Below are 25,850 nucleotides of genomic sequence, written 5' to 3'. Positions count from 1 at the left end.
TGTCCCGGGCAGCCACGTTCTTGATGCCTCACGGCGTGGATGGCCGGGTCAAGCCCGGCCATGACGAAGGAGAGAGCGTGACTTACGCCGCTTTCCCCTTCGCATCCTGGATCGCGCGCCACACACGTTCCGGGGTCAGCGGCATGTCGATGTGCTTGATGCCGTAGTCGGAGAGCGCGTCGATCACCGCGTTCACCACTGTCGACAGGCTGCCGGCGCAGCCGGCTTCGCCGCAGCCCTTGCTGCCGAGCGGATTGGTCGTGGCCGGTACCGGGTGGTCGCCGACCGTCATGTTCGGAACGTCCTCGGCGCGCGGCAGAGCGTAGTCCATCAGCGAGCCCGTGATCGGCTGGCCGCTCTCGTCGTAGCGAACGTGCTCCATGAGAGCCTGGCCGATCCCCTGGACGACGCCGCCATGGAGTTGGCCCGCGACCAGCAGCGGATTGATCACCGTGCCGAAATCGTTGACCGCGCTGTAGCGCACGATCTGAACCACGCCGGTCTCAGGGTCGATCTCGACCTCGGCGACATGGCAGCCGTTCGGGAAGGCCGACGGCACCGGTTCGCTGGTGTGATCGACGTCGAGGCTGTCGGGCACGCCCTCCGGCGCCTTGCCGTCGTGCAGGCGCTTGGCGAGTTCCATGATGTCGATGCTGCGGTCGGTGCCGGCGATCGTAAAGTTGCCGCCTTCGAATTCGATGTCGGCCTCCGATGCCTCCAGCATGTGCGCTGCGGCGCGCTTGCCCTTTTCGATCACGAGCTTGGCGGCGCCCACGATCGCCATGCCGGTCGCAGTGATCGAGCGCGAGCCGCCGGTGCCATTGCCGGTGTGGACGATATCGCTATCGCCCTGTACCAGCTTGACGCTGTCGAAGGGCACCCCGAGCTGCTGGCAGAGCACCTGCGCGAATGCGGATGCGTGGCCCTGGCCGTAATCGAGCGTACCGGTGATGAGCTGCACCGAGCCATCGGGATCGAACACGATCTTGCCGAGTTCGACGCCGGGAGGTGCGGTCACCTCCAGATAGGAGCCGACGGCGATGCCGCGCAGCTTGCCGGACTTCTTGCTCTCCTTCTTGCGCTTGGCGAAATTCTCGTGATCGGAGATTTCGAGCGCCTTGTTGAAGACAGCCTGGAAGTCGCCGCTGTCATAGGTGACGCCGGAGGACGCGGCGAACGGCATCTGGTTCTGCTTGATGAAGTTGCGCTTGCGCAAGGTCAGGCGGTTGATGCCCATCTCGTCGGCGGCGCGGTCGATCAGCCGTTCCATGTAGTAGTTGGCCTCGGGCCGGCCGGCGCCGCGATAGGCGCCCATCAACGTGGTGTTGGTCAGCACCACCTTGATGTCCACCGCCATCAGCGGAGTACGGTAGACGCTGGAAAAATTCTTGCCAGTGTTGAGCGAAAGCGGGCCGGGCGCAACGCCGGTGATGTAGGCGCCGAGATTGCCGTAGCCTTCGAGCTTTGCCGCGAGGAAATGGCCCTCGGGGTCGAGCGCCAGTTCGGCATGGATCCTCTGCGCGCGGCCGTGGCTGTCGGAGAGAAAGCTGGTCGAGCGTTCGTCCAGCCATTTCACCGGCCGTGCCAATTCCTTGGCCGCGTACAGGATGCACATGTATTCGGGGTAGTTGATGTTCTTCATGCCGAACGAACCGCCGACGTTCGCGGTGAGAATACGCACGTTCTCGGTCGGCACTTTCAGGTTTTTGGCGAGATTGGCGCGGTTACCCGCCACCCCCTGCGTTGGCACCTGAAGTGTGTAACGCTCGGTCTTCTTGTCGAAGGAGGCGAGCCCCACGCGCGGCTCCATCGAGACAACTGCGACGCGGGTGTTCTCGATGTCGACCTTGGTCACGTGAGCGGCGCTGGCGAAGGCCGCATTGACCTTCTCGATGTCGCCGTAGTGGTAGTCGAGCGCGACATTGTTCGGGATGTGGTCGTAGAGTTGCGGGGCGCCGGGTTTTGCGGCTTGCTCGGGATCGGTCGCCGCCGGCAACGGATCGATATCGAGTTCGACCGCCTCGGCCGCGTCGCGCGCCTGGGCCAGCGTCTCTGCCACCACGAAGGCGACGGGATCGCCGACGAAGCGGACCTTGTCGGTTGCGAGCGGCTGGCGGTTGGTCTGGAGCAGGGGAGAGCCGTCACGGCTCTTCAGCGGCAGGCCGCAGGTGAAGGGGCCGTAGCCGGCCGCATCGAGGTCTTTGCCGGTCCAGACCCCCAGCACGCCCGGCATCGCCCTGGCGGCATCGATGTTGATGCCGCGAATGACGCCGTGGGCATGGGTCGAGCGGACGATCATGGCATGGGCCTGGCCGGGCAGGTTGAAATCGTCGGTGTAGCGGCCCTTGCCGCGCACCAGGGTATCGTCCTCCTTGCGGCGGACCGGCTGCCCGACGCCATATTTTTGCAGTGCAATCGCGTTTTCGAGCGTGGAGGATTTGGTGTGTTCTTGCATGGAATGGACCTGAAAAGCCGGCAATTGCGCGGTTTGGGGGGCGCCTGGGGGACCGGACCCTTCAAAAATAACCTACCGGCCCGTTCACGACAACGCACGAATGGGCATGGTCCCATGTGATGCGTTGTTGCGCAGGATTGGCGCGCTGCTAATGTTTCAGGCGAAAAAGCAATTCCAGATCGGCCCAACCGGCCGCGGAAAGACAGTTTGTATGAATGACCACACGCGGCTCCGCGACGGCCTTGCGCCGCACGGTGAGCTGGGGTCGATGGCGGCGGCGTTCGCCACTGAACCGGCCGTCGGCGCGCAAGCGCCGGGAACCGGCGTCTACGCGGCGCTCGACCTCGGCACCAACAATTGCAGGCTCCTGATCGCCTGTCCGACCCACGACGGCTTTCGCGTGGTCGATTCTTTTTCGCGCATCATCCGGCTCGGCGAGGGCGTCTCGGCAACGGGGTGCATCAGCGAGGCCGCGATCGAGCGCGCCATCGTGGCGCTCGGCATTTGCCGCGACAAGATCAATCTGCGCAAAGCGCGGCGGCTGCGGCTGATCGCCACCGAAGCCTGCCGCGCCGCCTCGAACGCCGAAGGCTTTCGCAGCCGCGTCGCGGCGGAGACCGGGATCGAGCTCGAGGTGATCGACCGCGAAACCGAGGCGGCGCTCGCCGTGCTCGGCTGCTCGCCGCTGGTCGATCCCAGGGGCCGCGGCGCGATCCTGTTCGACATCGGCGGCGGCTCGACCGAGCTGGTGCGGATCGAGCGCGACGCCGCAAATCCGGAGCCGCGCATCATAGCCTGGATGTCGATTCCGTTCGGTGTGGTCACCCTTGCCGAGCAGTTCGGCGGGCGCGACGTGACACCGGACATCTACGCCGCGATGGAGCGCGAGGTCGCCCACCACATCAAGCCGTTCGCCGAACAGCATGGCGGCGATCTCGCCGACATGCATCTGCTCGGCACGTCAGGCACTGTGACGACCCTCGCCGGCATCCATCTCAACCTCGCCCGCTACGACCGCCGCCGGATCGACAGCGTCTGGATGAACGATACCGACGTCACCGCGACCATCAACAAGCTGCTCGGCATGAGCTACGAGGAGCGCGCCGGCAACAGCTGCATCAGCATCGAGCGCGCCGATCTCGTCCTGGCCGGCTGCGCCATCCTCGACGCGATCCGCCGCGCCTTTCCGCTGCCACGCCTGCGCGTCGCCGACCGGGGCCTGCGCGAAGGCATGCTGGTCGAGATGATGCGCGAAGACGGCGCGCTCAGGAGCTGGTGAGATGGCCAAGGACACCACCGGCCGCTTGCACGTCCAGGTCAAGACCCACGGCAAGCGCAAATTGTCGTCCAAGCTGTGGCTGGAGCGGCAGCTCAACGATCCCTATGTGGTGAAGGCGAAGGCGCTGGGCTATCGCTCGCGCGCCGCGTTCAAGTTGCTCGAGATCGACGACAAATACCGGCTGCTCAAGCACGGCATGGCGGTTGTCGATCTCGGCGCGGCGCCGGGCGGCTGGAGCCAGATCGCCGCCAAGCGCGTCGGCTCGGTCGACGGCAAGGGGAAGGTCATCGCGATCGACCTGCTGGAAATCCCCGAGATTGCCGGGGTAGAGTTCGCACAGCTCGACTTCATGGACAATGACGCGCCGGACAAGCTCAAGGCCATGCTCGATGGCGGCGCCGACATCGTGATGTCCGATATGGCTGCCAACACCACCGGTCATCGCAAGACCGACCAGCTTCGCATCGTCGGCCTGATCGAGACCGCTGCGGCGTTCGCCTGCGATGTGCTGAAGCCGGGCGGGACCTTCCTCGCCAAGGCGTTCCAGAGCGGGGCCGACGCCGAGCTGCTCGCCCAGCTCAAGCGCGATTTCGCGACGGTGCGTCACGTCAAGCCGGCCGCAAGCCGTGCGGATTCCTCGGAGCGCTACGTGCTGGCGACGGGGTTTCGGGGCGGGGCGACGGAATAGCAACAAACTCCGTCATTGCGAGGAGCTCTTGCGACGAAGCAATCCAGACTGTCTCCGCGGAGGGATTCTGGATTGCTTCGCTTCGCTCGAAATGACGAGTTGGGCTACCCCAGCCGCTGATCCCGCACGTCCTGCGTATCCTCGGTTGCGGCCTTCACGGCCGCCTTCTCCGCGCCCTTGCCGGCACCTTTGCGGCTCGCGATCTCCACCGCCTTGCGGCCGGAGACTTCGTGGCCGGCATCAGCCGGCATCTGCCAGAAGAACCAGCTCGAGGCCGCCGAGGTCAGGGCGACCACGAGGAAGGCCGGCGCGAACACCGTGGCGTTGAGCTCGCTGGCGTGGCTGAGCCACATCGTCGTCTCGACCGACGCGGCGCCGACCGCGACGCCGGCTGATACCGCGAGCTGCTGGTTGACACTGACGAGCGTGGTTGCGCGGCTCATCTGCGCGTGCTCGACCTCGGCATAGGCGACGGTGTTGATCGCGGTGAACTCGAGCGAACGGAAGAAGCCGCCGACCACCAGGATGATCATGATGATCAGCAGCGGCGTCGTCACGGTGAAGAGCGCACAGGCGGCGAGGAAGACCGCACTGATGATCGCGTTCACCGTCATCAGGTTGCGAAAGCCGAAAGCGCGGATGATGCGTGCGGCCAGCGCCTTCATGCCCATGGCGCCCAGCGAGGAGCCAAACGTGACGAGGCCGGACTTGAACGGCGAGAGGCCGAAGCCGATCTGCATCAGCAGCGGCAACAGGAACGGCAGCGCGCCGATGCCGAGCCGGAACATGAAGCCGCCGAGAACGGCCGCGCGCAGCGTCGGCAGCCTTAGCAGCGTGAAGTCCAGCACCGGCGACCCCGTTCGCCGCGCGTGGAGGACATACAGCGTCATCGAGATCGATCCGCCGACGACCAGGGCGGCAACCGTGCTCCATGGCAGCAGATTGAGGCCGGCAACCGACAGCCCGAAGGCGATGCCGGCGAGCCCGAGGCCGGCGAGCACCATGCCGTAGAGGTCGAACGGCTCCCGCTCCTCGCTCTTGATGGGATCGATGAAGCGCAAGGCCATGAAGATGCCGAGCAACCCGATCGGGATGTTGATCAGGAAGATCCAGTGCCACGACGCATAGGTGGTGATGAAGCCGCCGAGCGGGGGCCCGATCACGGGGCCGATCAGGGCAGGGACCGTCACCCACGCCATGGCATTGACCAGCGCGCTCTTGTCGACCGACCGCAACAGCACGAGGCGCCCGACCGGCGTCATCATCGCCCCGCCCATGCCTTGCAGGATGCGCGCGAACACGAAGTCGGTGACCGAAGTCGAGAGGGCGCAGCCGACCGAGCCGACCATGAACACGCCGACGGCAATCGCAAACACCATGCGCGCGCCGAACCGGTCGGCGGTCCAGCCGCTCGCCGGGATGAACACCGCAAGCGACAGCAGATAGGAGGTGATCGCGAGCTTGAGCGTCAGTGGGCTGGTGCCAATGTCGGCCGCGATCGCGGGCAGCGACGTGGCGATCACCGTCGAGTCCATGTTCTCCATGAAGAGAGCAGTGGCCACGATCAGCGGGATGACGCGTTGCTTGTCGACCATGACGGATTGGTAAGGGAAATCGGAAGGAGGGCGCGAATTGCGGCTTATCACCGCCGCTGGGCCGCGACCATTGCGGATCGACGCATGGCACCTAAATCCTGCGTGAGCCCAGGTGGGTGCGCGCCCCGTGCCGGAGATGGCGATGATCTATCGGCACCGGAGGTCGCGGACGCCATCCGCCAGCACGAGCCGCCGCCGAACCTGCCCAAAATAGCCTGTGCATGGCTGGCCGGCGGTCCGAATTGCTTTGATTCGTCGCCCGCCCGTGCTATCGACCCGCGTCAACCCCACCGATGGGCTCCGATTCTCCGGCGTTGCCGCAAGGTACGCCGAGGGCGGCGCTCATCCATAGCTATTTGCGGCAGGGCCGCGGAAGGAGTTGGCACATGGCCACGGTGCAACAAGGCATTCGCGAAGCCCTCACGTTCGACGACGTGCTGCTGAAGCCGGGCCTGTCGGACGTCATGCCGGGCGAGGTCGACATCCGCTCCCGCGTCACCCGCGCCATTCCGCTCAACATCCCGATCATGGCTTCCGCCATGGACACGGTCACCGAAGCCCGCATGGCGATCGCCATGGCGCAGGCCGGCGGCATCGGCGTCATCCATCGCAATTTCGATCCGGAAGGGCAGGCCGCCCAGGTGCGGCAGGTCAAGCGCTACGAGTCGGGCATGGTGGTGAACCCGCTCACCATCAGCCCCGACGCCACGCTGGACGACGCGCTCAAGCTGATGAGCGATCACGGCATCTCGGGCATTCCCGTCGTCACCGGTGCGGGCAAGTCCACGCCGGGCAAGCTGGTCGGCATTCTCACCAACCGCGACGTCCGCTTCGCCACCGACCGCCAGCAAAAAATCTCCGAACTGATGACGCACGAAGGTCTCGTCACGGTGCGGGAGAATGTCAGCCAGGACGAGGCACGGCGGATGCTGCATCAGCACCGCATCGAGAAGCTGCTCGTGGTCGACGAGCAATATCGCTGCGTCGGCCTGATCACCGTGAAGGACATGGAGAAAGCGGTCGCGCATCCGCTGGCCTGCAAGGACGCGCAGGGCCGCCTGCGCGTCGCCGCCGCCACCACGGTCGGTGATAGCGGCTTCGAGCGCACCGAGCGGCTGATCGATGCCGGCGTCGATCTCGTCGTGGTCGACACCGCGCACGGCCATTCCCGTCACGTGCTCCATGCGGTCAACCGCATCAAGCGCCTGTCCAACTCCGTGCAGGTCGTTGCCGGCAACGTCGCGACTTCGGAGGGCGCGCAGGCGCTGATCGATGCGGGCGCGGACTGCATCAAGGTCGGCATAGGCCCGGGCTCGATCTGCACCACGCGCATCGTCGCCGGCGTCGGCGTGCCGCAGCTCACCGCGATCATGGATGCGGTCGAGGCGGCGAAGAAGTCCGACATCCCCGTCATCGCCGACGGCGGTATCAAGTTCTCCGGCGACCTTGCCAAGGCGCTCGCTGCCGGTGCCGACATCGCGATGGTCGGCTCGCTGCTCGCCGGCACCGACGAGACGCCCGGCGAAGTGTTCTTGTGGCAGGGCCGCTCTTACAAGGCCTATCGCGGCATGGGCTCGGTCGGCGCGATGGCGCGCGGCTCAGCCGACCGCTACTTCCAGCAGGACATCAAGGACACGCTCAAGCTCGTGCCCGAAGGCATCGAAGGGCAGGTGCCTTACAAGGGCCCGGTCGGCAATGTCATGCACCAGCTCGCGGGCGGCCTGCGCGCTGCGATGGGCTATGTCGGTGCAGGGACGCTCCAGGACTTGCACAACAAGGCGCAGTTCGTGCGCATCACCGGAGCGGGCCTGCGCGAAAGCCACGTCCACGACGTCACCATCACGCGCGAGGCGCCGAACTATCCGGGTGGGGGTTAGGCGCTCCACATTCCGCTGTCATGCCCCGGCTTGACCGGGGCATCCAGTACGCCGCGGCTTCTCGGCTCGACCACGACCGCCTCTGGAATACTGGATCGCCCGATCAAGTCGGGCGATGACAGCGAGGGCGTGGTTGGCGTGTACTAAACTCCATTTGCGGCGCTGTCCTGCAACTACGCTCCGTCGCTTTTGTATTGACGTGCTCCGCTCGCTCCGCTTCCGTTCGCGACGAAGAAAACTCAGGAGGAAGCCATCATGTCCCAAGGCAAACGCATCGTTCTCGCCGCGCGTCCCGTCGGCGAGCCAAAGTCGTCCGATTTCCGCATCGAGGAATTCGCCGTGCCGACGCCTGCGGCAGGTGAAGTCCTGCTGCGCACCATCTGGCTCTCGCTCGATCCCTATATGCGCGGGCGCATGAGCGACGGTCCGTCCTACGCGACGCCGGTACCCGTCGGCGGCGTGATGGAAGCCGGCACGGTCTGCGAGGTCGCAGCCTCCAACAATCCGAACTTCGCCAAGGGCGATATCGTGCTTTCGCGCGCGGGCTGGCAGACGCACGCGATCTCCGACGGCAAGGGGCTGAACAAGATCGACCCGAAGCTCGCGCCGATCTCGACGGCCGTCGGCGTGCTCGGCATGCCCGGCATGACCGCCTACACGGGCCTGCTCGACATCGGCAAGCCGCAAGCAGGCGAGACCGTCGTCGTCGCCGGTGCCTCCGGTGCGGTCGGTTCGGCCGTGGGACAGATCGCGAAGATCAAGGGCGCACGCGCGGTCGGCATCGCCGGCGGCAAGGACAAATGCGAGTACGTCGTGGAGGAGCTCGGCTTCGATGCCTGCATCGATCACCGCGATCCCGATCTGGCGGCGAAGCTGAAGGATGCCTGCCCGAAGGGCATCGACGTCTATTTCGAGAATGTCGGTGGCGCGGTGTTCGAGGCGGTGTTCCCGCTGCTCAATGCGTTTGCGCGCGTACCCGTCTGCGGCCTCATCGCCCACTACAACGACACCGAAGCGAAGCCGCCGAAATGGGCCGCCAGCATGATGCGCGCGACCCTGACCAAGCGGCTGACCTTCCGCGGCTTCATCGTCTCCGACTTCGCCTCACGCCATGGCGACTTCCTGCGCGACATGTCCGGCTGGGTCCGTGAGGGCAAGGTCAAGTACAAGGAGTTCGTCACCGAGGGCCTGGAGAGCGCGCCCGAGGCCTTCATGGGGCTTCTGAAGGGGGCCAATTTCGGCAAGCAGCTGGTGCGGGTCGGGCCGGATAAGGCTTGATCCGCTGCTCTCGGCCCCCTCGGGGCCGGGTATCGTTAACAAAGAGTGACCGATCGGCCACACCTGCCCGTAAAAGCCGCAGATGTGACCGTCGGTTCATTGACGGGCAGGCGAAGGCATTGAATCATTGCGCATATTTCAGGTGCGATGATGTTAGAGCTTGTTGTTTTCTGCGTAATCCTGCTGGCTGCCGGTTATTGGGCGACGATGTTTGTCATGGGCCGTCGCGACGACGTCATTCATGGCAAGTTCGTTCACACCGAGGACGTGTTCGCGCAATCCGCGATGAGCATACCCACGCCGCCATTCCCCAAGCGTCCGGTCAAAGCCGCGCGGCCTGCCAATGTTCAGCCCGCCAATACCGGGGCCAAGCCGGTGAACAGCGACGCTCTGCAGTTCTTGCTTGCCGCGATCCAGCAGGATCTCAAGAGCGTCGCTTGAGCAGCGATGGGCAGCGCTAATGCTCGCCGCCCATCTGGGCGAGCAGCTCCTCGATATCGATATCGACCTGGCCCGCGGCCCTGACGTGGCGAAGCTCGAAGCCGTCGGGCTGGAAGCGGTACTCCACGAGCCCGACCTCCTTGATCGCGATCCGGTCCTGGCGCGCATCGTTGATCTTGAAGCCCGCCGACGGCGCCCAGACGTGGCGGGTGTGGCGCCAGGTGAAGTCGCGCCGCTGGTGCACGTGACCGCTGGCGATGAGGCGCAGGTCGACATGTGCAAACATCTCGATCAGTCGCGCACGGGCCGGCTGCGGCACGTAGCGGATCGACGTCTCCGGTGTTTCAGGGTCGTCGGGCAGGTTGAGAAATACCGGCTTGTGCACGAACAGCGCGACCGGCTTGCCGTTCGTGCGCGACACTTCGGAGGCGAGCCAAACGAACTGCTCGGCCTCGAAGGCGAGCCCTGAGTTCATCACCAGCGAGTTGAGGCCGATGAAGCACCAGCCCGCGGCCTCGAACGACCAATGGTCCTCGCCGATGATCCCGCGGAATTGCTGACGGTGCGCTTCCGCGACCGGCGGCTTCGGCGCAGGGCCGATCGCGGTCGGATTGTCGCCGATGTCGTGATTGCCGGGAATGTAGCGGCAGGCGACAGGCAGGGCGTCGTGCAGGCCCTTGGCGAATTCGACATCGTCGCGGCTGGTCGGTCCGTCGAACGAGACGTCGCCGGTGTTGACGACGAGATCGGGCCTATCGGTGTCGATATGCTCGCTGAGCGCCTGGAAGTTGGCGATCAGGCCAGGGAAGCGCCGGCCAAGATGGGTGTCGGAGATCTGCGTCAGGCGAAATTCGGACATGGATCGATCATAGGCCCCGCCCGACGTCGGAACGATGACGGCGCGTCCGCGGTCCGCGATCGAACAATGTTTAAAGCACGCGGTAGCGGATCGTGTAGGCGTCCTGCGGCGCGACCGGGCTTGCCAGCGGCGAGGCGATGCGGTCGGCGAGGTGCCAGGGACCGAACTGAGGGCCGAACTGGGTGCCGGACTGCTCGGAGCGATGCGGCTCGGCCGGCAGGCGGAGGCGGAATTCGAAGGTGCCCTTGCCGGGCAGATTCACGATCAGCACGCGGTCTGCGGTGCGATGGTTGAGCGCCACCACGCCACGCAGCACGGAGCGGCCATCACCGAGCTCCCGCACGCCGTCGACCAGCGCCAGCGTCTGGTTGCGGTCGGTATGCAGCTCGATCTGGGTGTCGGACACGGCCGCCAAGGTCTCTCTCGGCATGCGGATCTCGAACTCGATCGCGGGTTTCGAGGGATTGAGGCCGAGATAGGCGAGCGCGGCATGGCGCATGTCGTAGGCGGCAAACGCGAACAGAGCGAGGGCGGCGAGCGCAGCGAGGCCGTGCCTGAGGACATCACGCCAGGTCCGATAGCTCATTCGGAAGTAGACCGTCATCGCCAGCGCCACCGCAAGCGCCGTCGCGATGCCGGCCAGTGCCGACATCAGGATGCCGAACTGGCCGTCGGCGGACTCGGTCAAAGCACCGGTCAGGCTGCCGATCTGGCTGAAGAGGGTGTTCATGGCGGTCTCTCGCCTTGCGCGCCCCAAGGGGCAAAATCGCTTTAACTGTCGACAGTTGGTCGCCTCATCGGGAACGCCGGTTCAACTCGTTGATTGTCAGGACCAGCGGTGACCGCTAATGGACGCTAGCTGCGGCTTCCGCCGGTTGGGAAATCCCGGGAAATTCCGATGTCCGTTCAAATGGTTTTGCTGCCGGTTTTCGTGCAGGTCGGTCTCACCTTCGCGCTCCTGATCGCCATGGCGATGGGACGCCGGCGCGCGCTCGTGTCCGGCGAGACCAAGAGCCGTGACATTGCGCTGGGCGAGCCCAACTGGCCGAAGGGGGCCACACAATTCGCCAATTGCTACCGCAATCAGTTCGAACTGCCGGTGCTGTTCTACGCCCTGATCGCGCTGGCGCTCCCGTTGCGCCATGCCGATCTGTTCATCGTGCTGATGTCCTGGGTGTTCGTGGTGACGCGCTTCGTCCATGCCGGAATTTTCGTCTCCTCCAACAATCTCGGACGCCGCTCCACGATCTGGCTCGCCGGCGTGCTCGTGCTGCTCGCGATGTGGATCTACTTCGCACTGAAGATGCTCTTGTTGATCTGACGGTTAGCCGTCGGATTTGATCTGAAAGATTCAAATGACTCCCGCTGCCCGGCTGTCCGCAGCCATCGAACTGATCGACACCATCGAGAAAGACCGCGTGCCCGCGGCCAAGGCGCTGAAGGAGTGGGGCACCGCGCACCGCTTCGCCGGATCCGGCGACCGCGCCGCCATTGCCGGCCTCGTCTGGGACGTGCTGCGCCGCTATGCCTCGAGCGCCTACCTGATGGATTCGGACACCGCGCGGTCGCGGCTGATCGGCATGCTTCGCCTCGAGCGCAACATGGATGCGGCGACGATGGCCGCGCTGTTCGACGGCAGCCGCTTTGCTCCCGCGCCGTTGACCGAGGCCGAGCAGACCGCGCTCGCCTCGCGGTCGCTTGAAGGGGCCCCGGCCGCGATCGCCGGCGACTATCCAGAATGGCTGGATCCGTATTTGGCAAAGGCGTTCGGCGACGAGCGTGTCGCGGAGGCGGCCGCGATGGCGAGCCGGGCGCCGCTCGACCTGCGCGTCAACACGCTAAAATCCAATCGCGACAAGGTGCTGGGCGCGCTTGCTCATCTTCATGCGAAACCAACGCAGTGGTCCGCAACCGGGCTGCGCATCGAGCTTTCGGCCGATGCGCGCAACCCCGGCATCCAGGCCGAGGAGGATTTCATCAAGGGCGCCATTGAAGTCCAGGATGAGGGGTCGCAGCTTGCGGCTGCCTTGACCGCGGCAAAACCCGGCGAGCAGGTGATCGATCTCTGTGCGGGAGCCGGCGGCAAGACGCTGGCGCTCGCCGCGATGATGCAGGGCAAGGGCCGGCTGATCGCGACCGACAGCGACAAGCGGCAACTCGCGCCCATCCACGAACGCCTGTCGCGCGCCGGCGTCCACAATGCCGATGTGCGCACGCCGAAGGGCGACGCCGATCCGCTGGCCGAGATCAGCGCCACCGCCGACCTCGTCGTGATCGACGCGCCCTGCACGGGAACCGGAACCTGGCGCCGCAACCCAGATGCCAAATGGCGCATGCGCCCGGGCGCGCTGGAGATTCGCTTGCGGGACCAGACCGAGGTGCTCGACCGCGCGGTTCCGCTGGTCAAGGCCGGCGGCCGCATCGCCTACATCACCTGCTCGGTGCTTTCAGAGGAGAACGGCGAGCAGGTGAGGGCGTTCACCGCCCGCCATCCCGAGTTCGCGGTGGTGCCGCCCGAGCAGACCGCGAGCGTGCTCTGGGACAAGGCGGAGGAGTTTGAGCAAGCCGCGCTACGATCCGCCGAAGGGTGGCTGATGACGCCGCGGCGGACGGGGACGGACGGGTTCTTCGTCTCGGTCTTGAAGAAGGCATAACCCACCCCCCGTCACCGCGGGTGCGGCGGCCCCCAAAACAAAAACCCCGCGAACCGGAACCCGGTCGCGGGGTTTTCTAGCTGTACGTTCTGCCGGTACGTCCGTGGTCAGAACGGTGCGCTGGCGTTAGCCGACGCGGAGATTGTCAGCCGAGGACTTGCCGCTGCGACGATCGGCGACGATGTCGAACGAGACCTTCTGACCTTCGTTGAGGGTCGAGAGGCCGGCGCGCTCGACGGCGCTGATGTGCACGAACACGTCCTTGTCGCCGTCATCCGGCTGAATGAAACCAAAACCCTTTTGATTGTTGAACCACTTCACGGTGCCCATAGCCATGGGAATTTCCTTTGCTTAAGAAGTTAACACGCGGACCGGTACGCATTATTGCGCCCATAGTCCTGATCAGTCGATGTTGGAGAAATCATCTGAAGCGTGCGCGCCCGTCAGCAACGAAGCGAAGCGGCCCAGTCGTTCGGCCAAGTATCGATGATCACAATATAGCGAGATTTTGGGGCCACTTCAAGGCACCACCCGCCGCTCGGGATGTCCCCGTATTTTGCTATTTTGCGGTGCAAATTAACCCGTCCAGGGCGCTCAATCGACGATAAACAGCGTCGCCCCGGTCGCCGTCGAGGACCGGTGCGCGGCGTCGCCGAAATCCGAGACCTGGTAGCTCATCCCCGCCGTGAGCTTGAACTTGCGCCCGTCGCGCAACTCGCTGTCGAGCTCGCCTTGCAACACGTAGAGCACGTGGCCGCGGTCGCACCAATGGTCGGCGAGATAGCCCGGCGTATACTCGACCATCCGCACCCGGAGATCGCCGATGTTGAGCGTGCGCCACTGGGCCTGCCCGGTCTCGCCGGGATGGATGGTCGGCTCGACCTTGCTCCAGTCGGTGACGGTGAAGGGGGAGGTGGGGAGCTTCATGGAGTGTCCTGTCTCGGTGCCGGCAGTGCCGTTGTTAGCGTACGCTCGTCCAGCAGTCTCCGTCATTGCGAGCGCAGCGAAGCAATCCAGTGATGCATCTGCAGCGGCAGCCTGGATTGCTTGGCTGCGCGCTGCGCTCGCAATGACGAGCTTGAGGCACGCTCGCGCCTCACTCTCGGTGTCATCGCCCGGCTCGACCGGGCGATCCAGTATTCCAGAGGCCGTGCCGTGATATGGAAAAGCCGCGGCACCGCTGGATTCCCCGCCTTCGCGGGGAATCCAGCGGTGGGTGAGGGCGCGTCGTCCAACCCAGCGAGCGTCAATGCACCGGATGATTCGCCGATCCCTGCACGATCTTTCCGGCCGCATTCACCCGCAGATATTCGCAGATCCGCTTTCTCCGCTCGTTCTCGTAGAACACCACCACGCTATCAGGGCTGACAAACAATTCGATCAGCGAGAAATGCAGGTTCGGCACCAGGGCGAGCGCCTTGCCCCAATAGGCGCGCAATGCATCCTTGCCGCGCACGGTGCCGCTTTCATCGAATCCCAACATGGGGATGCGGTCCGACGTCATCACGGCATCCTCGTCATAGAGCGTGAGCACGCGCTCGAGATCGCGCGTGTTCCAGGCCTCGACCCAGGTCCGGCCGAGCGCGGCGAGCTGTGATGGCTGATGGTGTTTTGACACGAGCGTTCTCCCTGATTGGCCCCTGTTTGAGGATGGGGCGATTAGGTCAATAATACTTACCTATATTGATTTGTCATGCCCAAAGAAGAATGTGGGCGCGCGGCCCGCGCGGTTGCGGGAAAAGCCCCCGTCGCGTATTTGCTTGCCATGACAGCAGCACAGACCGACCGCTCCGCGTCGACGCCCTCGGTGGCCTCGGCGCATGACAAGATTCTCATCGTCGACTTCGGCAGCCAGGTGACGCAGCTCATTGCGCGTCGCGTGCGCGAGGACGGCGTCTATTGCGAGATCGTCCCGTTCAACAAGGCCGAACAAGCCTTCAACGAGATGAAGCCGAAGGCGGTTATTCTCTCCGGCGGCCCTGAGTCGGTGCATGAGGCGGGCTCGCCCCGCGCGCCGCAAGCGATCTTCGATTCCGGTGTGCCCGTGATGGGCATCTGCTACGGCCAGATGGCGATGGCGGAGCAACTCGGCGGCACGGTCGAGGGCGGCCATCACCGCGAATTCGGCCGCGCCGATGTCGAGGTGAAGGCGCCGAGCAAGCTGTTCGAGGATGTCTGGTCACCAGGCGGCAAGAACCAGGTCTGGATGAGCCATGGCGACCGCATCACCAAGATGCCGCCGGGCTTCTCGGTCGCCGGCACCTCGCCGAACGCGCCGTTCGCGATCATCCAGGACGAGACGCGCAAATATTACGGCCTGATGTTCCACCCGGAAGTGGTGCACACGCCCGACGGTGCAAAACTGATCCGCAATTTCGTTCGCAAGATCGCAGGCCTCTCCGGCGACTGGACCATGCGCGCGTTCCGCGAGGAGGAGATCGCCAAGATCCGCGCCCAGGTCGGCAAGGGCAGGGTGCTCTGCGGCCTCTCCGGCGGAGTCGATTCCGCGGTCGCGGCCGTGCTGATCCACGAAGCGATCGGCGAGCAGCTCACCTGCGTGTTCGTCGATCACGGCATGCTGCGTCTCGACGAAGCCAAGACCGTGGTCGACCTGTTCCGCCACCACTACAACATCCCGCTCGTGCACGTGGATGCCTCGAAGCAGTTCTTGGGCGAGCTCGAAGGCGTCACCGACCCCGAGACCAAGCGCAAGACCATCGGCCGTCTCTTCATCGAGGTGTTCGAGGCGGAGGCCCAGAAGATCGGCGGCGCCGACTTCCTCGCGCAAGGCACGCTCTATCCTGATGTGATCGAGAGCGTCTCCTTCACCGGCGGCCCCTCGGTGACGATCAAGTCGCACCACAATGTCGGCGGTCTCCCTGAACGCATGAACATGAAGCTCGTCGAGCCCCTGCGCGAGCTGTTCAAGGACGAGGTCCGCAAGTTAGGCCGCGAGCTCGGCCTGCCCGAAATCTTCGTCGGCCGCCACCCGTTCCCGGGCCCCGGCCTCGCCATCCGCTGCCCCGGCGAGATCACGCGCGAAAAACTCGACATCCTGCGCAAGGCCGATGCCGTCTACATCGACCAGATCCGCAAGCACGGCCTCTACGACGACATCTGGCAGGCCTTTGCCGTGCTGCTTCCGGTGAAGACCGTGGGCGTCATGGGCGACGGCCGCACCTACGACTTTGTCGTCGGCCTGCGCGCCGTCACCTCCACCGACGGCATGACCGCGGACTTCTACCAGTTCGACATGAAGTTTCTGGGCGAGACCGCCACGCGCATCATCAACGAGGTGAAGGGCGTGAACCGGGTGGTGTACGACGTGACGAGCAAGCCGCCTGGGACGATTGAGTGGGAGTAGATTGAAGCTGCCACCCAAAATGCCGGGTGGCTCTACGTCGGAGAACGGGTCGCAGCATCGTGGCGGTCATTTGATGAAGACGCGCGGAAACGTCGTCACAGAACGCGCGGGCGTGAATTTTGTGCGCGGCGTTGTGGAAGGGGCGGGAAGTCTATTCAAAGAAATCAATCTTCAGCATGACTTTGGACAAGACGCCACAATGGTGTTGGTTGTGGATGGTCATGTTCGGCCTCGGGAAGTCGCTTTCCAGATCAAGTCCGGCGCGAGCTACGTTTCACCTGATCGCTGTCATTTACCGGCGACGGCTGCCCATATCCGCTTTCGGGCAGAGCATGACCTTCTCACATTGGGGGTCGTCTATGATCCTACTGAAATGGCTGCTTGGTGGGTGAATCTGCAAGCGATCTCGACCGAGTTTCGGAGATCGAGTCTAAAGTCGGGCACGACATTCAATTTTACGAAGGCGCTCTGGAATAGGTTCGACGATACTGATTTTGCCGCAATCCTGGTTCCGACCCTCTTGGGAGAAGCGCCAAATGTTCCGCTTGAAAGATTGTGCGACTGGGTTGTCTCCAACGATATTGAAACTCACGACATCGGTGTTCGTACAATTCCGGCGCGGTACTACTGTGAAGCCTCTGCTTGGGACTGTCTCATTGACGCGTTTCGCTCGAGGCCTGTGGATCAACTAACTCTTAATCTCCCCCTGGGGCTGGCTAAGCTGCTTGGACACGACGACATCGGTTATTACTCCGGTCAGATTCCTCCAGAGATTCGCCGGCCGGCCGTCGCAAAAGTCCTAGCCTTTGGACCAAAAGATATTGGTAAGCTTTTGTCGATGTTGCCGGACAGTGATTTTGAACGTCCGAGCTTTGGTTACAGCTTGATGCCTCTCTTGGGTGGACATCAAGATAGCCCAAAGATTTTAGCTGCGATTCGGGACGACGAAACGTTCAAGCCAGCCGTACGTCAGTTGGCGGCTGACCTCTATGCCTGGTCCCAGAGTGAACCACGTTGGTGGGGTTTCTGGCGGCGCGACAACGGGAAATCGTTCACCCAGCGCCTAGGACCGGTGTCGCATTGCTCCACCCCTCCTACGACGCGCTGACCATCATCAAGGAGTGCCACTCCGTGCCAATCGGCCAATTCACTGCCTTCTACCCATCAAGGCCATTTTGGGCGTGCAGTAAACTCGACTTCTCAAGCCGGGAGCGCGAAGGCTGGTTTCATGACCAAATGGCAGAGGAAGTCTTTTCGTGTGAGACGGATTCCTACACGATAAAGATTTGCAGGGACGGTCGGATCATGCTCCGCATTGAGGCTTTGGAAGGAGGTCAGGAACAGGACCAACCTGGGAGGATTGAAGACATCGTAAGGAGGTGGGGCGACTATCTCGATTTCCTGAACGCTTTCTATCTGCTGCTCGACTCGGCGATGCTGGAAGTCGCCAATTTTGCCTATTTTGATCTCCATGAGATCGCCAACCGAGATGCATTCCGTGTCCGCTACGAAGACGGTAAGAGTGTCGGCGAAAACATAGCAATGGAAAGCGTTGCATCTGTCTTCCAAATGGGCCGGTACCTTTCAAACTACTCGCATGGAGTGGCAATCGAGTACGACTCAAGGATTATGATGCGGCATGTCGTCTCTATGGACGTCATTCAGCATGCCTCGACTGTGTTTGCTTCAGTCATTAGTTCTCCAGGTTCCGAAAAAGACTTGGCATCCTTCGCGAAGGGGCTAAGCGAGTACAAAATTGGAAACTACGAGACGTCCTTAATTCTCGCATGGTTCATCACTGAGGGGAGCATTGCCCACTTGTGGGAGCGTCACCTCGCTAGCCTCAATCGTGAATTTGAGAATGGCCAAAAGAAGATCAATCGTGAGAGGCATGATTTTCTAGTTGGCCGCGATTTCACCATTAGCATGGTCTCCAATCTGCTTGAGCTTTGGGATGTGCTGCCAAACTCTTTATTCAAAGACATAGACACCGTTCGAGGGTTTCGGAATAAGGTCGTCCATAAGTTGAAATATTCGCCGAACGCAACGGACACTCAGCTTGCATTGAAAACGGCACAAGCAATGATCGAACGAATTTGGAATATCTCCTTCATCCCGAGCCTGAGCTATTCGATAAGGGGTATATGATGCCCAACCCGCGTGGCGGTGCAAGGGGCGCTGGTGTTACTGTGAGTGCAGTCCAGCAGAACCTTAAACCTGGCAAGAAGCTTTGCAAGCACGGCGACCGCGACGGCATGTCCATTGCCGTCCTGCCGATCGATAGGCGCAAGCAGATATGTGAAAGTGGTGACCACACCATCAAGGTGTTGCATTGATGCGCGCCGCGTTGAAAGTGGTGATGGCCGCAATATTTGCCATGCCGGCTGCGGTGGCTCTGGCGAAGTCTCCGGACTGCGCGAGTTGGCCCAGGAACATGGCCCTCGTGCACCTCAAGAACGCCGGCCTGATTGATATCCCATCAGTGATCGAGGCGCAGACCAAGGCCGTTCGTCTCGCGTCCGAAAAGATCGGCAAGGACCTCCACCAGCAGGTTTACGACATCACGTTTCACACCAAGGATGGCAGGACGATCGAGGTCATCACGAAAAACCAGGCATCAAGCGAGGAATGCTCGATGAGCGCCGTCGACGTCTACGTGGTCTCGACGAAAATCGGCGGGTCGGCAGCGCAGCCATCTGAGGGCACGACTAAAAAGTGATCCGGCTGCGCAATCCGCCCACTCTCGCCGAGTCGCGCTCAAGATGGCGGATTACGCTTCGCTAATCCGCCCTACGATCTCTCTCACGGCTTCACGAACCGATAGGCGAAGCGATCGGTCTTGCCCTTGATCGCGGGATCGAACACCTTGATCGTGTGCGGGTCGTCCTTGTTCGCGAGCAGGGTGCTTTGCGCGTCCAGCACGAAGCCGGCCGCCTCCACCTCCTCGCGAACGGAGGCAGGCTCGATTCGATGCAGCGACTGGGCGTCGCTGGTGCCCGCGCCGAGCGCGGCGGCGTGGTCGACGATGACGTAGCACCCGCCGGGCTTCAGCCGCTCGTAGACGGCGCGATTGAAGTCGGCAGCGGTCGCGCCCCGGGCCTGGATCAGCGCGGTGTGGAGATCGTGGTAGAACAGGTGCAACCACAGGACGTCCGCTGGTTGCGTGGCCTGCGGCATCGCCACCAGGTCCGCCGAGATGGCTTCGACGTTCTCTCGGCCCGGCGCCTTCGCAAGCGTGCGCATGCGACCGAGCGGATCGTTCTTGAAGTGCGCGACTTCGGCCGGCACGAAGCTGTCAACCCGTCCTTCGGGTCCCACGATCTCGGAGAAGAGACGCGTCCAGTCGCCATCGCCCGGGTAAACGTCGATGACGGTGGCGCCCGCATCGATGCGTGCGAACCGGATCAACTCGGACAGCTTGGATTGGTCGTACATCTGGATCTCCTTTAAGCTCGGGCATTCGACACGCGCGCGGCTCGTGCCAGTGCCTGCGTGTCGATGTACTCCCGGATGTTCGTCAGGTTGCCGTTTCGAACGGTGATGGCGAAGACCCAGTCGTCCTCGAAAATCTTGTTCGTGGCTTTGATCTTTCCCTTCGCGAAGCCGGCGACCAGAACCCGGTCGCCTTGCGCGACGAACTCCCGGGGTTCGGTGGACGTTTCGATCGATCTGGATGCCGTCTCCAGCAGATCCGTCACCCCGTCGTGCCCGCGATGCGTGCCGGCCAGCGGCCAGTCCTCACCCGGAATGATCCACTCGATGTCCACGGTGACCAGCGCCAGCAGAGCCTCGCTGTCGCCGCGGCCGATCGCGGCGAAGAAGTCCTTCACGATCTGGATGTTTGTCTCGATGCTCATGTGAATCTCTCCATTTCACTCGGATCGGATCGCGCGCGATCCGATCCCGTGCGTCGTCTCCCCAAGGGTGGGGACGTCGTGTTCGTCAGCCGAACTTGACCAGATCCTTGAAGATCAGGTGACCCCAGCTGTTTCCGCGCGCCTGCACGAGCAGTCCACCTTCCGAAAGCCCGCCGAGTTTGATCGGCGCGAAGCCGAGCTTTTCGGTAAGCGTGCCAATCTCCGCCTGTGGCAGCGTCATCGTCGCTCGCCAGGAACACGACTCTCCTGCCACCATGGACGGCCGGATGCTGGCCAAGCACGGCAGCACCCAGATGGTTGAAGCCCTTGACCAGCCGAGCGCCAGTGAAAGCTTGCGCGACGGCCCTGGACGAAGGTTGTCCCCCCAGTTTCTCCGGGGGCACGCCGTAGGCATTGGTCACATCGACGATCGTCTTGCCCTGCCACGTCGGCAGCGCCTTCGCGACATCCTGGTGCGACTCGAAACGGACCGCCAAAAAGATGATGTCCGTCTTGACCGCGCTCGACAGTGTTTTGGGAATGATCGTGGGTCCGATCGCGGCCGCATCGGCTGCGAAGCTTTCCGGATCGCGCGTGGTTGCGACGGAGACTTCGATGCCATTGCGGGCAAACGCCCTGGCCAGCGCCTGGCCGATATGGCCGAAGCCGATAATTGCGTAGCTCATGATGTTTCTCTGATTTTGTGTTGATGCCGCGGTCAGACCTGCGCCATGCCGCCATCGACGGCGAGATCCACGCCGGTGATGTAAGAACTTTCATCGGAGGCGAGGAACGTGACGGCAGCCGCGATTTCCTCCGGCTTGCCCCTGCGACCCATGGGGGTCTGTGAAGCAAACTGAGCGGCCGCTTGCTCGGCTTGCTCGCGGGTCAGGCCCGTCGTCGTCTCCAGGGCAGGGGTCTCGGTCGGTCCGGGGCTCATCGTATTGACGCGGATTTTTCGGTCTTTCAGCTCCAGCGTCCAAGCGCGCGAGAAGTTGCGCACAGCCGCCTTGCTCGCGGCGTAGACGCTGAATCCCGGCAGCCCCAACACGTTCGAGACCGATGAGTTCAGGATGATCGAACCGCCGTCCTTGAAAAGGGGGAGGGCCTTCTGCACCGTAAAGAACAGCCCCTTCACGTTCACATCGAAGGTCTGGTCGAAATGGGCCTCGGTCGCTAGCGCGAGCGGCGCGATCGTCCCCGCGCCCGCGTTCGCGAAGAGAATGTCGATGTGACCATGTTTCTCTTTCACGATGGCATAGAGCCGGTCCAGGTCTTCCAAGCGAGAGACGTCGCTCACGACCGTCGTCACGTTTGTCTTGATGAACGCTGCGGCCTCCTTCAGCTCTTTCTCGCGTCGCCCGGTGATCACCACGTGCGCACCTTCGTCCACGAAGCGCTTGGCTGTGGCCAACCCGATCCCGCTGCTTCCGCCGGTGACGACTGCGATCTTGCCTTCTAGTTTTTTCATGTCGTTTCTCTTTCGTTATGTGTGAGCCTGGCGCGGGACCGCGCCGGGAGTCAGAGTTGCGCAAGTCCGCCGTCGACGGCGACTTCGCTGGCGGTCATGAAGCTGCTGTCCGATGAGGCGAGAAAGGCCGCCACGGCACCAATTTCCGAGGGATCGGCCATGCGCTGCAGCGGGGTCATCGCGGCGAAGACCTTCTGTCCCTCTTCGCCCAGCGCTTCCTTCGCGAGTTCGGTCGCGGTCGCCCCCGGCGACAGCACGTTGACGCGGATGCCGCTGCCCTTCAGGTCCTCCGCCCAGGTCCGCGCGAGGTTGCGCACGGCCGCCTTGCTGGCGCTGTAGGCGCTCATGGCCGGCGCGCCCGTGGTGCCGGCGCTCGATCCGGTCAGGATGATCGAACCGCCCCGGCGCATCAGCGGCAGCGCCTTCTGCACCGTGAAGATCGTACCCTTCACATTGGTGTCGAAGGTTTCGTCGATGTGCGCGGCCGTGATCTTGCCGAGCGCAAGCTGGCTTCCCGCTCCGGCATTGGCGAAGACGATGTCGAGCCTTCCGCGCTCGGCCTTCACCGCCGCGAAGAGCCGGTCGAGGTCGGCCTCATCCGAGACCGAGCCCTTCACCGCGCGGGCGTTGGGCCCGAGGGCGGCGACAGCTGCGTCGAGCGCTTGCTGTCGGCGTCCGAAGATGAAGACGAAGGCGCCGTCCTCGATGAAACGCTTTGCCGCGGCGCGGCCGATGCCGGTCGCGCCACCCGTGATGACCGCAACCTTGCCGTCGAGCTTTCCCATAAGTTCTCCTGTCGTGGTGTCGGGACAGCATCTGCCCCCGACGTCCCCGACATAGGTCCGCCGGCGTCAGGCATTGAGTGCGGAAGCGCGCACATCGGTGGTGCGAAATCGATCCGGCCCGACGGCTGACACCAGCGGTCACCATCGGCGTCCGCCGTTCGCAATTGTGCCGTTCTTGCCGGCAGAGGCTATGATCACCGCCGGACTGCTGTTAGATGCCTCAGGTACGAGCTTTGGAAGGCGCACCGCGCGGTGCGGGATCGCACCATGATCGACTGGGACGACGTTCGCTACTTTCTAGCCGTCGCGCGCGGAGGCTCGGTGCGGGCTGCCGCCGAGCGCCTCGATGTGAACCATGCGACCGTGCTGCGACGCATCGCCCAGCTCGAGGAACGCCTCGGGGTCCAGATGTTCGAAAAGCTGCCTTCGGGCTACCGCCTGACGGCTGCGGGCGAGGAGGTCCTCGAATTCGCGGACCAGATGGAAGCGTCGTCGCATCAGCTGGAGACGCGCGTGTTCGGGCGCGACCAGGGCGTGCGCGGGCGTCTGCGGGTGACGCTGGCGCCGCCGATGGCGACACATTTGCTCATGCCCGATTTCGCCGATTTCGCGCGTCTGCATCCTGATATCGAGATGGATATCCTGTCGTTTGGCGAGCTGGCCAACCTGACCAACCGTGAGGCCGACGTCGCGATCCGCGTCGTCTACGACCGCAAAACCCTGCCGCTCAATCTTCACGGCATGAAGGGACCGGAGCTGTTCGGCGCCGTCTACATGTCCAGGGATCGGCTGGCCGCGTGGCGTGCCGGCGCGCCTGATCCCATCCGGTGGATCGTCATCAGCATGCATGGCATCCCGGACTGGGCCAGCGCGGGCGAGGTTCGCACCACGGGCGTTCCATTCAGGACCAGCGACGCCGGGGGGCAGATCGCTGCCGTCCGGCAAGGTCTGGGGATCACCACACTGCCGTGCTTCGTCGGCGATGCGGACCCGCTGCTGGTGCGGGTGCCGGGGACCGAGTTGCACATGTACGGAACGGTTTGGCTTCTCACACAGGGGGAGACACGCAAAACCAAGCGCGTGCGGCTCTTCACCGAGTTCGTATCCCGCCGGCTCGCCGCGTACGCTCCGCTGCTCGCGGGGCTGGCGGGGGCGCGACTGACGCGCGGCGGGTCACGGGCGTAAAGGTTGCCTCGACAGATCAATGCGTTATCGTGCTTCAGAACAATCGAGTGAGAGTAGGGTTGTGACTGCTATTGAACCAGCGTTGCTGGGTGTTGTTTCCTGGAGAGGCAGCGCCGCTTAGGTCATGGGATTTGGGGTATTCATCCATCGATTGGACTCGATCTACGATGACAGCCCCGCTGAACAATATCAATTTCCCAGTCAATATCTTCATCGCGTTGAAGCCTGCATCGGCGATTGGATAGTATATTACGAACCGAGCAAGGTTGCTGAAACGCGCGGTTACTTTGCAATTGCTCGGGTTCAGCAGGTCATTCCCGATCCCGGTACTTCCGGGATGTATCTCGCTTTGATGGAACCCGGAAGCTATCTCGATTTTGCCAATCCGGTGGCTTTCAACGGGCCGACCGGTCTTCTGGAACGGGGCCTGCTGAACGAGCAGGGACGAATTTCAGGGCGTGCTCAGTCGGCGGTTCGCCCAATCTCACCCGACGATTTCAATCGAATATTCGAGCTTGGATTCGCGGAGGGCGCGCCGGTGCTGCCGCGCGTTGATGCTGATGTTCAATTTCAACTCGCTGAAAAAGAGCAGGCGCCCTTCAAATTCGAGCAGCAGCGAGATCGTGTGAGCCTTACGGTATCGAGAGTACTACGTGATCGGGTTTTTCGTCGGATTGTAGTGCGCGCCTACGACGAACGTTGCGCCATTACCGGGCTGAAGCTCATAAACGGAATGGGACGCGCGGAGGTCGCGGCGGCGCATATACGGTCTGTGGAGGCGAATGGACCGGACATTGTAAGCAGTGGGATCGCTTTGTCGGGTACCGCTCATTGGATGTTCGATCGTGGTTTGATCAGCTTGGCTGATGATCTGGGCATACTGATCTCGCGTCAGACAAACGATCTTGACGGAGTCCGAGCAGTCATCAACAAGACTAGTCGCGCGCTTGAGCCAAAGCGATTATCAGATCGGCCTCACCCCCATTTTTTGAAGTGGCACCGCGAGCATTGCTTCAAGCAATGAAGGCGTAGGGGGCTGTAGCTTCGTCCCGTACGAGCCGCGGGGATCAAGGTCGGCTCAATGCCAAACCGCAAGATCGGTCGAGCGTGTCATGGCCGTCAGCGACTAGATGGAGCCGCCACGGAGGAGGGACGATGAAGGCGGCACTGCGAAACTATCAGGACCGGATGCGACGGGTGCTTGATCATATCGACCGGCATCTCGACGATGATCTGGATCTGGACACGGTGAGTGCTGTTGCGGCTTTCTCAAAATTTCATTTCCACCGGCAGTTCTCCGCAACCGTCGGATTATCAGTGCATCGCTATGTCCAGCTGGCCCGCATGAAGCGCGCGTCGCACCAGCTGGCCTACTTGGACGCCCTTGATGTCACGGAGATTGCGATGGATGCCGGTTACGAGGCACCGGATGCCTTCGCCCGCGCCTTTCGGCAACGGTTCTGGCAATCGCCGTCGTCGTTCCGGAAGTCTCCCGACTGGGAGCCGTGGCTTGCGGCCTTCGGGCCTCTCGACAATGCGAGGAGCAAGCTCATGCAGAAGACCTTTACCAACGAAGACGTGACGATCCGCGATGTGCAACCCACCAAGGTGGCGATCATGGAGCATCGCGGCGACCCGGCGACGCTTCCCGCCACGATCCAGCGCTTCATCGCGTGGCGCAAGGCGGCGAACCTGCACCCCAGGACAAGTCCGACCTTCACGGTCTGGCGCTCCGAGCGGCGGCCTGCGTCACCCGCCGATTACAGCGTCGACCTCTGCGTCGGGACCGACCAGCCGATCGTGGCGAACGGCGAAGAAATCAAGGCCGGCGACATCCCCGGCGGACGCTGCGCGGTGCTGCGCGTTATCGGCTACACCGACAACCTCGAGCCGGCCGCGCTCTTCCTTTATCGCGACTGGCTTCCGGCTAGCGGCGAGGAAGCACGTGACTTCCCGATCTATTGCCAGCGGCTGAGCTTTTTCCCGGAGGTGCCGGAGCACGAGACGGTCGCGGAGCTCTTTCTGCCGCTGAAATAGCCCTGGAGGCGGCGTGGCCTTTCGG

General features: G+C 63.2%; 25 protein-coding genes and 1 pseudogene. 14 read left to right on the top strand and 12 right to left on the bottom strand.

Annotation, left to right across the window (positions count from 1 at the left end; translation table 11 throughout):
* Window positions 1-82: 82 nt before the first annotated feature.
* Window positions 83-2,455 carry a xanthine dehydrogenase family protein molybdopterin-binding subunit gene (locus GWG67_RS00945; protein ID WP_275167300.1) on the bottom strand — a complete coding sequence of 791 codons (2,373 nt, stop codon included), beginning with the start codon at window positions 2,453-2,455 and terminating at the stop codon, window positions 83-85.
* A 211-nt stretch (window positions 2,456-2,666) separates the two neighbouring features.
* On the opposite strand from GWG67_RS00945, the gene GWG67_RS00940 reads away from it, so the two are divergent.
* Window positions 2,667-3,734: a Ppx/GppA phosphatase family protein gene (locus GWG67_RS00940; RefSeq protein WP_275167299.1), complete on the top strand. Its 1,068-nt coding sequence runs from the start codon at window positions 2,667-2,669 to the stop codon at window positions 3,732-3,734.
* Between the two features lies 1 nt (window position 3,735).
* Window positions 3,736-4,422 carry an RlmE family RNA methyltransferase gene (locus GWG67_RS00935; protein WP_007592230.1) on the top strand — a complete coding sequence of 229 codons (687 nt, stop codon included), beginning with the start codon at window positions 3,736-3,738 and terminating at the stop codon, window positions 4,420-4,422.
* A 104-nt stretch (window positions 4,423-4,526) separates the two neighbouring features.
* Here GWG67_RS00935 and GWG67_RS00930 read toward each other — a convergent pair whose 3' ends face one another.
* Window positions 4,527-6,017 (bottom strand): MFS transporter, encoded by a 1,491-nt coding sequence (locus GWG67_RS00930; RefSeq protein ID WP_275167298.1) that lies wholly within the window; start codon window positions 6,015-6,017, stop codon window positions 4,527-4,529.
* Between the two features lie 386 nt (window positions 6,018-6,403).
* Here GWG67_RS00930 and guaB point away from each other — a divergent pair, with 386 nt between their 5' ends.
* From guaB to GWG67_RS00915, 3 genes are all read left to right on the top strand, one after another.
* On the top strand, window positions 6,404-7,894 hold the full coding sequence (gene guaB / locus GWG67_RS00925) for an IMP dehydrogenase (protein WP_275167297.1): 1,491 nt from the start codon (window positions 6,404-6,406) through the stop codon (window positions 7,892-7,894).
* 255 nt (window positions 7,895-8,149) lie between these two features.
* Window positions 8,150-9,172, top strand: a complete 1,023-nt coding sequence (locus tag GWG67_RS00920) for an NADP-dependent oxidoreductase (RefSeq protein ID WP_275167296.1) — start codon at window positions 8,150-8,152, stop codon at window positions 9,170-9,172.
* Window positions 9,173-9,322: 150 nt separating this feature from the next.
* Window positions 9,323-9,613 carry a hypothetical protein gene (locus GWG67_RS00915; protein ID WP_275167796.1) on the top strand — a complete coding sequence of 97 codons (291 nt, stop codon included), beginning with the start codon at window positions 9,323-9,325 and terminating at the stop codon, window positions 9,611-9,613.
* A 16-nt stretch (window positions 9,614-9,629) separates the two neighbouring features.
* On the opposite strand, the gene GWG67_RS00910 is transcribed toward GWG67_RS00915, so the two are convergent.
* Both GWG67_RS00910 and GWG67_RS00905 read right to left on the bottom strand, forming a co-directional pair.
* Window positions 9,630-10,472 (bottom strand): metallophosphoesterase, encoded by an 843-nt coding sequence (locus tag GWG67_RS00910; protein WP_275167295.1) that lies wholly within the window; start codon window positions 10,470-10,472, stop codon window positions 9,630-9,632.
* A gap of 70 nt (window positions 10,473-10,542) precedes the next feature.
* Window positions 10,543-11,202 (bottom strand): acriflavin resistance protein, encoded by a 660-nt coding sequence (locus tag GWG67_RS00905; RefSeq protein ID WP_275167294.1) that lies wholly within the window; start codon window positions 11,200-11,202, stop codon window positions 10,543-10,545.
* Between the two features lie 168 nt (window positions 11,203-11,370).
* On the opposite strand from GWG67_RS00905, the gene GWG67_RS00900 reads away from it, so the two are divergent.
* Both GWG67_RS00900 and GWG67_RS00895 read left to right on the top strand, forming a co-directional pair.
* Window positions 11,371-11,793, top strand: a complete 423-nt coding sequence (locus tag GWG67_RS00900; RefSeq protein WP_275167293.1) for an MAPEG family protein — start codon at window positions 11,371-11,373, stop codon at window positions 11,791-11,793.
* 34 nt (window positions 11,794-11,827) lie between these two features.
* Window positions 11,828-13,126 carry an RsmB/NOP family class I SAM-dependent RNA methyltransferase gene (locus GWG67_RS00895; protein WP_275167292.1) on the top strand — a complete coding sequence of 433 codons (1,299 nt, stop codon included), beginning with the start codon at window positions 11,828-11,830 and terminating at the stop codon, window positions 13,124-13,126.
* 126 nt (window positions 13,127-13,252) lie between these two features.
* Here GWG67_RS00895 and GWG67_RS00890 read toward each other — a convergent pair whose 3' ends face one another.
* The 3 genes from GWG67_RS00890 to GWG67_RS00880 all read right to left on the bottom strand — a co-directional run bounded on the left by GWG67_RS00890 (window position 13,253) and on the right by GWG67_RS00880 (window position 14,744).
* Complete coding sequence (locus tag GWG67_RS00890; RefSeq protein ID WP_007592195.1) at window positions 13,253-13,462, bottom strand: cold-shock protein; 210 nt, start codon at window positions 13,460-13,462, stop codon at window positions 13,253-13,255.
* 258 nt (window positions 13,463-13,720) lie between these two features.
* The gene (locus tag GWG67_RS00885; RefSeq protein ID WP_219683300.1) at window positions 13,721-14,053 is read right to left on the bottom strand and encodes a DHCW motif cupin fold protein; all 333 of its coding nucleotides are present in this window, start codon (window positions 14,051-14,053) and stop codon (window positions 13,721-13,723) included.
* 319 nt (window positions 14,054-14,372) lie between these two features.
* Window positions 14,373-14,744: a nuclear transport factor 2 family protein gene (locus tag GWG67_RS00880; protein WP_275167291.1), complete on the bottom strand. Its 372-nt coding sequence runs from the start codon at window positions 14,742-14,744 to the stop codon at window positions 14,373-14,375.
* A gap of 147 nt (window positions 14,745-14,891) precedes the next feature.
* Here GWG67_RS00880 and guaA point away from each other — a divergent pair, with 147 nt between their 5' ends.
* The 4 genes from guaA (at window position 14,892) to GWG67_RS00860 (ending at window position 19,209) form a co-directional block, all read left to right on the top strand.
* Window positions 14,892-16,490, top strand: coding sequence for a glutamine-hydrolyzing GMP synthase (guaA, locus tag GWG67_RS00875; protein WP_275167289.1), 1,599 nt, complete (start codon window positions 14,892-14,894; stop codon window positions 16,488-16,490).
* Window position 16,491: 1 nt separating this feature from the next.
* Entirely contained in the window at window positions 16,492-17,598 is a 1,107-nt protein-coding gene (locus GWG67_RS00870; protein ID WP_275167287.1) for a DUF4365 domain-containing protein, read from the top strand.
* 23 nt (window positions 17,599-17,621) lie between these two features.
* Window positions 17,622-18,638, top strand: a complete 1,017-nt coding sequence (locus GWG67_RS00865; protein ID WP_275167286.1) for a hypothetical protein — start codon at window positions 17,622-17,624, stop codon at window positions 18,636-18,638.
* Between the two features lie 187 nt (window positions 18,639-18,825).
* A complete protein-coding gene (locus GWG67_RS00860; RefSeq protein WP_275167284.1) occupies window positions 18,826-19,209 on the top strand; it encodes a hypothetical protein in 384 nt (127 codons plus the stop codon).
* An 83-nt stretch (window positions 19,210-19,292) separates the two neighbouring features.
* Here GWG67_RS00860 and GWG67_RS00855 read toward each other — a convergent pair whose 3' ends face one another.
* The 5 genes and pseudogenes from GWG67_RS00855 to GWG67_RS00835 form a co-directional block, all read right to left on the bottom strand.
* Window positions 19,293-19,925, bottom strand: a complete 633-nt coding sequence (locus tag GWG67_RS00855) for a class I SAM-dependent methyltransferase (RefSeq protein ID WP_275167283.1) — start codon at window positions 19,923-19,925, stop codon at window positions 19,293-19,295.
* Window positions 19,926-19,936: 11 nt separating this feature from the next.
* Entirely contained in the window at window positions 19,937-20,347 is a 411-nt protein-coding gene (locus GWG67_RS00850) for a nuclear transport factor 2 family protein (protein ID WP_275167282.1), read from the bottom strand.
* A gap of 85 nt (window positions 20,348-20,432) precedes the next feature.
* Window positions 20,433-21,033 (bottom strand): annotated as a pseudogene (locus GWG67_RS00845) (NADPH-dependent F420 reductase).
* A gap of 32 nt (window positions 21,034-21,065) precedes the next feature.
* Window positions 21,066-21,818, bottom strand: coding sequence for an SDR family NAD(P)-dependent oxidoreductase (locus GWG67_RS00840; RefSeq protein ID WP_275167280.1), 753 nt, complete (start codon window positions 21,816-21,818; stop codon window positions 21,066-21,068).
* 50 nt (window positions 21,819-21,868) lie between these two features.
* A complete protein-coding gene (locus GWG67_RS00835) occupies window positions 21,869-22,603 on the bottom strand; it encodes an SDR family NAD(P)-dependent oxidoreductase (protein WP_275167279.1) in 735 nt (244 codons plus the stop codon).
* Between the two features lie 267 nt (window positions 22,604-22,870).
* Between GWG67_RS00835 and GWG67_RS00830 the strand changes: the two genes are divergently transcribed.
* From GWG67_RS00830 to GWG67_RS00820, 3 genes are all read left to right on the top strand, one after another.
* On the top strand, window positions 22,871-23,788 hold the full coding sequence (locus GWG67_RS00830) for a LysR family transcriptional regulator (protein ID WP_275167278.1): 918 nt from the start codon (window positions 22,871-22,873) through the stop codon (window positions 23,786-23,788).
* A 124-nt stretch (window positions 23,789-23,912) separates the two neighbouring features.
* The gene (locus GWG67_RS00825; RefSeq protein WP_275167277.1) at window positions 23,913-24,812 is read left to right on the top strand and encodes an HNH endonuclease; all 900 of its coding nucleotides are present in this window, start codon (window positions 23,913-23,915) and stop codon (window positions 24,810-24,812) included.
* Window positions 24,813-24,943: 131 nt separating this feature from the next.
* Window positions 24,944-25,825, top strand: coding sequence for a GyrI-like domain-containing protein (locus GWG67_RS00820; RefSeq protein ID WP_275167276.1), 882 nt, complete (start codon window positions 24,944-24,946; stop codon window positions 25,823-25,825).
* Window positions 25,826-25,850 lie beyond the last annotated feature (25 nt).

Source organism: Bradyrhizobium sp. CSS354 (assembly GCF_029051725.1).
Taxonomy (GTDB): Bacteria; Pseudomonadota; Alphaproteobacteria; order Rhizobiales; family Xanthobacteraceae; genus Bradyrhizobium.
Note: the sequence above shows the minus strand (reverse complement) of the source record. Positions and strands in the feature narration are given on the sequence as shown.

What these genes read in the sequence shown, in the direction of transcription:
- GWG67_RS00945 (WP_275167300.1), bottom strand. Translation starts at nt 2,455, where the DNA reads ATGCAAGAACACACCAAATCCTCCACGCTCGAAAACGCGATTGCACTG.
- GWG67_RS00940 (WP_275167299.1), top strand. Translation starts at nt 2,667, where the DNA reads ATGAATGACCACACGCGGCTCCGCGACGGCCTTGCGCCGCACGGTGAG.
- GWG67_RS00935 (WP_007592230.1), top strand. Translation starts at nt 3,736, where the DNA reads ATGGCCAAGGACACCACCGGCCGCTTGCACGTCCAGGTCAAGACCCAC.
- GWG67_RS00930 (WP_275167298.1), bottom strand. Translation starts at nt 6,017, where the DNA reads ATGGTCGACAAGCAACGCGTCATCCCGCTGATCGTGGCCACTGCTCTC.
- guaB (WP_275167297.1), top strand. Translation starts at nt 6,404, where the DNA reads ATGGCCACGGTGCAACAAGGCATTCGCGAAGCCCTCACGTTCGACGAC.
- GWG67_RS00920 (WP_275167296.1), top strand. Translation starts at nt 8,150, where the DNA reads ATGTCCCAAGGCAAACGCATCGTTCTCGCCGCGCGTCCCGTCGGCGAG.
- GWG67_RS00915 (WP_275167796.1), top strand. Translation starts at nt 9,323, where the DNA reads ATGTTAGAGCTTGTTGTTTTCTGCGTAATCCTGCTGGCTGCCGGTTAT.
- GWG67_RS00910 (WP_275167295.1), bottom strand. Translation starts at nt 10,472, where the DNA reads ATGTCCGAATTTCGCCTGACGCAGATCTCCGACACCCATCTTGGCCGG.
- GWG67_RS00905 (WP_275167294.1), bottom strand. Translation starts at nt 11,202, where the DNA reads ATGAACACCCTCTTCAGCCAGATCGGCAGCCTGACCGGTGCTTTGACC.
- GWG67_RS00900 (WP_275167293.1), top strand. Translation starts at nt 11,371, where the DNA reads ATGTCCGTTCAAATGGTTTTGCTGCCGGTTTTCGTGCAGGTCGGTCTC.
- GWG67_RS00895 (WP_275167292.1), top strand. Translation starts at nt 11,828, where the DNA reads ATGACTCCCGCTGCCCGGCTGTCCGCAGCCATCGAACTGATCGACACC.
- GWG67_RS00890 (WP_007592195.1), bottom strand. Translation starts at nt 13,462, where the DNA reads ATGGCTATGGGCACCGTGAAGTGGTTCAACAATCAAAAGGGTTTTGGT.
- GWG67_RS00885 (WP_219683300.1), bottom strand. Translation starts at nt 14,053, where the DNA reads ATGAAGCTCCCCACCTCCCCCTTCACCGTCACCGACTGGAGCAAGGTC.
- guaA (WP_275167289.1), top strand. Translation starts at nt 14,892, where the DNA reads ATGACAGCAGCACAGACCGACCGCTCCGCGTCGACGCCCTCGGTGGCC.
- GWG67_RS00860 (WP_275167284.1), top strand. Translation starts at nt 18,826, where the DNA reads ATGCGCGCCGCGTTGAAAGTGGTGATGGCCGCAATATTTGCCATGCCG.
- GWG67_RS00855 (WP_275167283.1), bottom strand. Translation starts at nt 19,925, where the DNA reads ATGTACGACCAATCCAAGCTGTCCGAGTTGATCCGGTTCGCACGCATC.
- GWG67_RS00850 (WP_275167282.1), bottom strand. Translation starts at nt 20,347, where the DNA reads ATGAGCATCGAGACAAACATCCAGATCGTGAAGGACTTCTTCGCCGCG.
- GWG67_RS00840 (WP_275167280.1), bottom strand. Translation starts at nt 21,818, where the DNA reads ATGAAAAAACTAGAAGGCAAGATCGCAGTCGTCACCGGCGGAAGCAGC.
- GWG67_RS00835 (WP_275167279.1), bottom strand. Translation starts at nt 22,603, where the DNA reads ATGGGAAAGCTCGACGGCAAGGTTGCGGTCATCACGGGTGGCGCGACC.
- GWG67_RS00830 (WP_275167278.1), top strand. Translation starts at nt 22,871, where the DNA reads ATGATCGACTGGGACGACGTTCGCTACTTTCTAGCCGTCGCGCGCGGA.
- GWG67_RS00825 (WP_275167277.1), top strand. Translation starts at nt 23,913, where the DNA reads ATGGGATTTGGGGTATTCATCCATCGATTGGACTCGATCTACGATGAC.
- GWG67_RS00820 (WP_275167276.1), top strand. Translation starts at nt 24,944, where the DNA reads ATGAAGGCGGCACTGCGAAACTATCAGGACCGGATGCGACGGGTGCTT.